Source organism: Parabacteroides leei (assembly GCF_023369805.1).
GTDB lineage: Bacteria > Bacteroidota > Bacteroidia > Bacteroidales > Tannerellaceae > Parabacteroides > Parabacteroides leei.
Genome location: NZ_JAMBQG010000038.1, coordinates 1 through 7,278, shown reverse-complemented (window position 1 = coordinate 7,278; position 7,278 = coordinate 1). Strand labels below are relative to the sequence as shown.

Sequence of the window (7,278 nt, the reverse complement as noted above, 5' to 3'; positions counted from 1 at the left end):
GCACCAAGGTTGTAGAGGATCTGGTTTCTGAGATAGGTCTTGACATGTCCCACTTCCCTTCTGAAAAGCATCTTTCGTCCTGGGCCGGTCTTTCTCCGGGCAACAACGAGAGTGCGGGTAAAAAAAAAGCGCACGAATCACTCACGGAAACAAACAGGTAAAGGCGGTAATCACAGAAGCCGCATGGGCTGCGACCCGTACAAAGAATACGTTTTTTAGTGAGAGATACCATCGTATAGCTGCCCGCAGAGGAAAGAAACGTGCCTTGATTGCAGTGGGACATTCTCAGTTGATATCCGTTTATCTGATACTGAGTACAGGGTCCCGTTACCATGAACTTGGAGCACAATATATGCAATCCAAGATAGAGCAGAAACGCAAGGTATATTTGTCTTCTGAACTTAAAAAGCTTGGATACAATGTCTCGCTTACTAAAGTTCCACAAGCAGTAACACCCAATTAACAATACAGACCAAAGGCCGACTTTTACTGGAATTACCATAGTCCGAAAATGAAATTGGTCTCAACAGCTAAGCGCCAAAGATTGTGACTTATGTACACGTGTATGAAACTTTTAAATTCTTAGCTGTTGCTATTTGTCATCGTATAATAGCCGCATTTGTGTTTTCATGAATGCTAATCTTTCTTTTGTCAAACCACTCGGTTTTATATCAATTTTAGTATAAACCTGTCCTACTTTATGTGTAGGACGCTTAATATTTACGTATGAAAAAAGTTTTGTTTTTTGCTTGTGCGTTATTTGCTGGTATGGCTGTAACCTCATGTTCCAATGAAGATGATTTAACGACTGTATCTGTTAGTGATACTCAAACAGACATGGAAGTCTTATCTCGTTTTATTGATGTGAATGAAGCTACGAATGAGTACTATATTAATGAAAACAAGAAAACAAGGGCTTTGTCGTATGTTTCTGATTCAGATTGGCAAGCTCTTCAAAATGTAAGTCCTGTAAATTTAGAGAAGTGTAAGAAGGATTTGCAGGCTTTGAATGAACAAGTAGCAGAAGCGGTTTCAGACCCTAAAGTTGCTTATATGGTTTTTTCTGTAAATGGGAAAACAATTGTTAAGAATTTAAGAAACGCAAATTTTGGTTTTGAAAAATCAGAGGGAACGGCAGTTTCTTCAAGAACTATACCTTCAACACTGATGGTGTATGGTGGTAGTGAACAAACCACAACTCCTTTTAAAGACCCAAGTAGGACAATTCGTATGACTGTTGAGAAAGATCCATTTGTGACTGGATATTATTTTTTCCAAATTCTTAGTCCTAATGCAAAGGTTAATCCAGATGACAATACAACAACTCCTGAAAGTGTTGCATTTAGCGGAACTGGTTCTTTGTTTAATACATCGTTTACGTGGACAGCTTATTACGATGCGTTGGAAAATGGGCAATATAATTGGGAATTTAAAGCTAAAGGAAGTACACCAAGTTCTGGTACAATAGCTACTTGCCGTTTTAGTAAATAATAGTTTACTTATTTATATGAAGAAGGAGAGCGCTTTTAATGCTCCCCTTCTTTTTTATATATGTAATCCTTTACCAATATCAAGACCTAATACCTTTTGCAGCTTATTCCAAAGCTCTCGAAAGAAAGTTTTGAAGTGTGTGTCATTCATCCAAATGGTGGTTATGCCGTTCCGGCTCTTTGCGATGTCTATTTTTACGTTCTTGACCGGATACGACTTTCTTCTTTCCCTGTCATAAAGGTTTCCGGTGTAGGTTATCTCCTTTCCTGTAAGGAGCTGCCGGATATTGTTGTTTTCTACTCCCATAGACTGGAGTTCCTCGATATTCTCTTTGGCGTTCTCCATGCTTGGGAACATTTCGGTAATGGCTCTCATTCGGGCTTCTCCGTTTCTGATTGCCAGTCGGTGCGTTTCTCTCTCCCTTGCCAGTTCCGTGTTTGCGGTTCTGATATGTCCCTCGAGGTTCTGAACTTTCGTTTGAAGCGTGTAGTTTTCGGATTTCAGTCCTTTTATTTCCTGCTCCTGCCGTTTTACCTTCCCGGCATTGAAAAGGCTTGTAGTGGCATCAAACACGGTTGTTCCGGCTTTCATCAGGGCGGCTCCGGTATCGGCTGCCGCTCCCTTCAGCTTCTGAACCTTGATGTCCGTTTTTACCTCCTTCAGCTTTTCTCTTGTCTGTTCAAGTTCCTCACGGACTTTGCCTACTTTTTCCATTCCCTCTTGTTTGGTCTGTTCCAGTTCTTGGCACTCCTTCTGAAGCTGCGCTGCCTTTTCAGATTCAGCCTGATTCTTGTACTGTATTGCTGAAAGGTGCTTCCGGTCGGAGGACACACCTCGCTCCATGTTCAGACACTCTGCCGTTATGGTCTGCATCTCTGCCATGTCGTGCTGGTTGAGCTTGATTGTCTTTCCGGTGTGTCCGTCCGTCCAGTCGAATATCATGTGTGCATGGTAGTTCGGTTTCCATTCGTTCTCCAGTCCGTTCCATACGGCTGCACCCTCGTCCTTGTGGGTGTAGATTTGAAACGTGTGTATTCCGAAACGCTGCTCCAGTCTGTTCGCCAGTTCCCGGAGCTGACTTATGGTCGTGTTTTCTTGGATTACGACAACTCCCTCCCGGATTGGGGTTGCCTTCTTCTGCAATCCCTGCCCGGTTGCTGCTTTGTACTTCTCTGCGATGTCCTGATGTACTTCAGGAATGGAGCGTTCCACCCACTGCTCGTTGCGGTTGGTCAGTTCTGGACGGATGTAGTCCAGTTCCTTGCTGCGTAGGTTGTGCCGTTCTGCACTGCCGATGTTGCAGGCTCTTACATTGATGCTTGTCTTTGCCATACTGTATGCGATTTAGGTTTCTGTACTTCACGGCAAGTCGGTACGGAGTAGCGACTTGCATTGGGGTCGAGGGGTGTCCCCTCGCACACAACCCCTTTAGGGGTTATAGTGTGCTATAACCTTTGACAAAGTTAAACCATTCGGATGGGATTTGCAAGCGGTGTGAAATTACTTGAGTTCTCAGGAAGTTTTCAGGAACTCTCAGGCTTTTCTCAGATACCGCATGGCACAAAAACTCATCGGTCGGGGAGCGCCGGCACGGCAAGGGGGTGTACCAACACTCCCGACGAGTGCAGCCATTTGCATGGGTGTTTTCTTTTCGTTGGCGGTATTTGGTTTCTGTAACAAAAATCAGATAGCCTACTTTTGATTTTTGTTACATTATTCAATTTTTAACGCTTGATTTTTGTAACGTAATCAACTATTTCGTACCTTTGATTTCGTAACATAAATCAAAGAGTTATGGAGTGCAATAACATTTATTATGCGGTGGATATTGACGGTGAGGTGTCCGTCAAGAGTGATTCCGAAGTGTCAGAAATCGGACATGGCTGCAAGATAATAGGCAGGGTGTGTACGTTGGAGTGTGATACATCGTGTATGGCTTACCGTTCCGGCACGTGTCCTTTTATCTGCATGAAGGATTCTTCCGGCAACTGGATTCATGTAAGAAAGGAGGTAAGTTTATGAGTACTGAAAGCGTAACGAAATCAAAGAGGGGTGGCAAACGTGAAGGAGCCGGACGCAAACCGCTGAGCGGATATGGGACGGTTGTCATGCGTGTCCCTTCCGGTATGAAGAAGTACATTCTCTCCATGATAGACATATATGTAGACTGGCTGAATAACGATGAAATGAAAAAGTATATAAAGGAGCGCACCACTGCCGGAGAGCGGTTGCAGGCTATAAACATCATAGAACGTCTTGTCCTGCATGAGAGGGAACGGATTGCGGAACGTGCCAGGAACGATGATGACGAAAGGCAGATAAGTTTGTTTGAAGAGCAACACTCCATTGAGTGAAGGCACGGTTTGTCTTTGTGTGCTCCCCCTTTGGGGGACGGGAGGGGGATAGAACAAGAAACCAATAAAATTAATATATTTGCATTATGGAAAAGGAACGTAAGGAGGTTATTTTTACGGAAACCGGGAAGCTCCTCATAGATGTGGCGAAGCTGGTATTTGGAGGTGTGATACTTGCCGGAATAATGAAACTGGACGTGAACAGGGCACTTTTATTCACGATAGGAGGTATTTTTGCGGTGATATGCGCCTTTGCTGGCATTGCGTTCATTGCGTTGTCTAAGAAATCAAAATAACAGTATTATGGAACTGATAGTATTTTTGTCTGTGTTTGGTCTTGCTGCCCTTGTGGCAGGGATATGGGCTTGTGTACAGATACACAAGACAGACCAGTCGAAGAAGGAAACCGCTTGACCGTATTAGTACGGTAGGGAAAGAATAAAGCTGCCAGGGATGTCGGAACTCCGTCAATTCGCCCTGGCAGCTTATTTTTTGCAACTCTCCCGTATCGTTCGGCAGGTTGTCTTTGTGTACTGCGAATATAGGTCTTTTTTCCGAAAGTACAAAGTGTTTGGGTGTTGAGCCGGATGGTGGGGGAATGGGGGCAAGCCCCCATACTTGATAAATCAGAAAGTTTCGTGTCAGTTGCTGTTTTAAAGGTTTTTCAAAGGGATATTTGGCGGTTTGAAAGGTTTTGCCTACTTTTGGGGTAGAGTTAATAACACAAAGCCCCGAGCGGCAAACTCGGGGCTTCATATTGTCCAATCGGCGATTGTTTAGCTTCTTTCTTGGCGGGAGGATTCTAAACAAAAGCCACAAAAATTTTCCTATGTGCAAAGATACTACAAATAAAACCATATCCAAAGAAAACCCTATAAAAAAGGGTGAAGAAAGTCTTAAAAAGAAAGCAAAGACTAAAATCATAGCACATAATTTCAGCCGGAAACTTGCGGAAAAAAACCCAGAAAGCAAGTTAATCAAGGCTTACGAAGAATCCTATTTTTGTTCTAATACATATACGGTGGGGGGTGGAAAAGCCCATTCACACTATTGTCATAGACCATTTTGTCCTATTTGCCAGCGTATTCAGACTGCGCAGAATATAGAAAAGTTTCTTCCTATAATGAAATTTTTGCATAGTGAGGGAAGGGATTTCTATTTTGTGACGCTTACTTGCCGGAATTGTGTTACGGACAATGTGGACGAGTTACGTGCGTTTATAAAGAAAAATAATAAGTTGTGGTCTGAAGGTATAAGAACTAGGCACGCATTTCGCTCTTTGAAGTGTTCCGGTGTGATGAAAAAGGAATGTACCTACCATGTGAAGGATAAGAAGAAAGGCGTGTATTCCTTCCATTATCATTTTCATGTGATAGTGGATTCGTTGGAAGCTGCCAGGTACATAGTGGCACAATGGAAGAAATTGCAGGGCACAGAATCGGATTCACGTTTTCAGAAGTATGTTAAGGTTCAAGATTTGGAAGGTAGTGCACTGGAGCTTTTTAAGTATTCCTCAAAAGCTTCTGTTTCTGTAACGAAATCGAAGAAACAGAAGGGAAAGAAAACAAAGATTGAGAAGGTAGAAATCAACTATCAGGCTTTGGACATGATATATACTGCCATGCACAGTATGCAGCGTATGAGCAGTTTCGGCAAGTTCAGGGAAATGATAGGGGATGAAGCGTTGAACGAGTTCCGGGACGAGGACTTGGAGTTGAACGTGGAAGGTCTTAATGTGGAGGATGGTGTTTATACCTGGTATATGTCCGTAAAAGATGGTGTTGCGGACTGGTTTAATATGGAAACCGGAGAAGCATTGTGCCGTTATGAGGTAACGAGTAAGGACGAACTTCTTCAGGAAATTTATCTTGAGGAGATAAAAAAACCTCCTTGTTGATTGTTGGATGAAATTTATTTGGCGTATGGTTTGAGCGTAACGTATTCTCTGGACATTCCTATTTCTCCGAATTCTCCACTTCTATCGTAGAATGAGAATTGTTCTTTATTTAGTCTGTCTATATCCCAGTAGTGTTTGTTACCAAAATAAATGGTATTAAATGCAGGGTCATAGAATGACCATTGTCTAGTGGTTTTGTTTATGTGTTCGGTCCCTTCTGAATCTGTTGTAATGATGATGTGTTCGTATGTGCCATCTTCATTAAAATTATAAGCGTCCTGGTATGTAGTGCCGTTTTCATTGTTAATTTTATCTCTGCACCAAATAGTATCGCATATTAATGAAATGATTTTGTTCTGTCCGTCATTGTAATAACCTTCTTTTTCAATGCAGCTTTGTAAAGTGATTATTATGATAGCTAATATTATTTTTTTCATAAGAAAATCAATTGGTACTTTACAAAGATACGGATTTTATTATTAATTTTGAGTGTTTTATAAAAATAGGAGGAATTTGTTATGAAATTCCCATGAGATAAAAAAAATCACGCCCAAGAGAATGTAAATAGTCAAGCTGAAGTTACCTTTGTATAGTGTAACCCTAAAATGTATCAGTTATGGCAGAAGTGACATTCCCTCAGTTGATACAGCGCGCTTGCGGTATCGACGTCCACCTGAAGGTTGTGGTGGCGACAATTGACGGAGCAGGCATCCAACGCGAGACCCGCTCATTCAAAACCTTCACGAGTTCTTTGAATGAATTGAAAGAATGGCTATTGTCCAATGGTGTAACGCATGTGGGAATGGAGAGTACCGGTGTTTACTGGAAGCCGGTTTATAAGGTTCTTGAAGATTCCATTCCCAATGTCTGGATAGTCAATGCCCGTCACATTAAGAATGTTCCGGGTCACAAGACAGACAAAATGGACAGCGAATGGATCTGCAAGCTTCTTCTGGCAGGTCTTCTCAAACCGAGCTATATTCCTCCCAAGGAGCAGCGTCAGCTTCGTGACCTGACCCGTTACCGGAACAAGCTTATTCAGCAGATAGCTTCAGAGAAGAACCGTATGATGCGTATTCTTGAAGACTGCAACATCAAGCTTTCAAGTGTAGTAAGTAATACAAGCGGTGCGACAGCTACTTCTCTTATTGATATGCTTTGTGAAGGTAAAGTCCTTACTCTTGATGATATAAATTCAGTTTATCACGGTAAACTGTCAGCCAGTCCTGAAGAATTGCTTGAGGCGTGTACCGGTTTTGTTGAAGAGCATCACATTTATCTTCTTCAGATGATCCGAAAGGATATAGACCAAACTCAGACTTTGGTTGATGATTTGTCCGAACGTATAAAGAGACTGTTGTCCAAGTACGAGAATGTCCTTGAACTTCTCAGGGAGATTCCCGGTTTTAGCACCAAGGTTGTAGAGGATCTGGTTTCTGAGATAGGTCTTGACATGTCCCACTTCCCTTCTGAAAAGCATCTTTCGTCCTGGGCCGGTCTTTCTCCGGGCAACAACGAGAGTGCGGGTAAAAAAAA

Annotated in this window: 9 protein-coding genes; 7 read left to right on the top strand and 2 right to left on the bottom strand. The window is 42.4% G+C overall.

Translation table 11 applies throughout. The annotated features are described in order from the left end of the window. The first annotated feature begins 20 nt into the window (after positions 1-20). A complete protein-coding gene (locus tag M1P97_RS26475) occupies positions 21-161 on the top strand; it encodes a transposase (protein WP_394803956.1) in 141 nt (46 codons plus the stop codon). A 565-nt stretch (positions 162-726) separates the two neighbouring features. Beyond that, complete coding sequence (locus tag M1P97_RS26020; protein ID WP_054856498.1) at positions 727-1,491, top strand: hypothetical protein; 765 nt, start codon at positions 727-729, stop codon at positions 1,489-1,491. A gap of 54 nt (positions 1,492-1,545) precedes the next feature. On the opposite strand, the gene M1P97_RS26015 is transcribed toward M1P97_RS26020, so the two are convergent. Beyond that, positions 1,546-2,823 carry a relaxase/mobilization nuclease domain-containing protein gene (locus M1P97_RS26015; protein WP_054856497.1) on the bottom strand — a complete coding sequence of 426 codons (1,278 nt, stop codon included), beginning with the start codon at positions 2,821-2,823 and terminating at the stop codon, positions 1,546-1,548. Positions 2,824-3,285: 462 nt separating this feature from the next. On the opposite strand from M1P97_RS26015, the gene M1P97_RS26010 reads away from it, so the two are divergent. The 4 genes from M1P97_RS26010 (at position 3,286) to M1P97_RS25995 (ending at position 5,742) form a co-directional block, all read left to right on the top strand. Then, positions 3,286-3,513: a hypothetical protein gene (locus M1P97_RS26010; RefSeq protein ID WP_008142517.1), complete on the top strand. Its 228-nt coding sequence runs from the start codon at positions 3,286-3,288 to the stop codon at positions 3,511-3,513. Continuing rightward, the gene (locus tag M1P97_RS26005; protein WP_082390381.1) at positions 3,510-3,845 is read left to right on the top strand and encodes a hypothetical protein; all 336 of its coding nucleotides are present in this window, start codon (positions 3,510-3,512) and stop codon (positions 3,843-3,845) included. The genes M1P97_RS26010 and M1P97_RS26005 overlap by 4 nt, the downstream gene beginning before the upstream one ends. Positions 3,846-3,931: 86 nt before the next feature. Further along, positions 3,932-4,141: a DUF6722 family protein gene (locus M1P97_RS26000; protein WP_008142531.1), complete on the top strand. Its 210-nt coding sequence runs from the start codon at positions 3,932-3,934 to the stop codon at positions 4,139-4,141. Positions 4,142-4,674: 533 nt separating this feature from the next. Next, entirely contained in the window at positions 4,675-5,742 is a 1,068-nt protein-coding gene (locus tag M1P97_RS25995; protein ID WP_054856500.1) for a protein rep, read from the top strand. A gap of 14 nt (positions 5,743-5,756) precedes the next feature. Here M1P97_RS25995 and M1P97_RS25990 read toward each other — a convergent pair whose 3' ends face one another. Next, positions 5,757-6,179, bottom strand: a complete 423-nt coding sequence (locus M1P97_RS25990; RefSeq protein WP_117748734.1) for a hypothetical protein — start codon at positions 6,177-6,179, stop codon at positions 5,757-5,759. 179 nt (positions 6,180-6,358) lie between these two features. Between M1P97_RS25990 and M1P97_RS25985 the strand changes: the two genes are divergently transcribed. Beyond that, positions 6,359-7,278, top strand: a 920-nt coding sequence (locus M1P97_RS25985; RefSeq protein ID WP_249390605.1) for an IS110 family RNA-guided transposase, incomplete at its 3' end; no start/stop codon positions are given.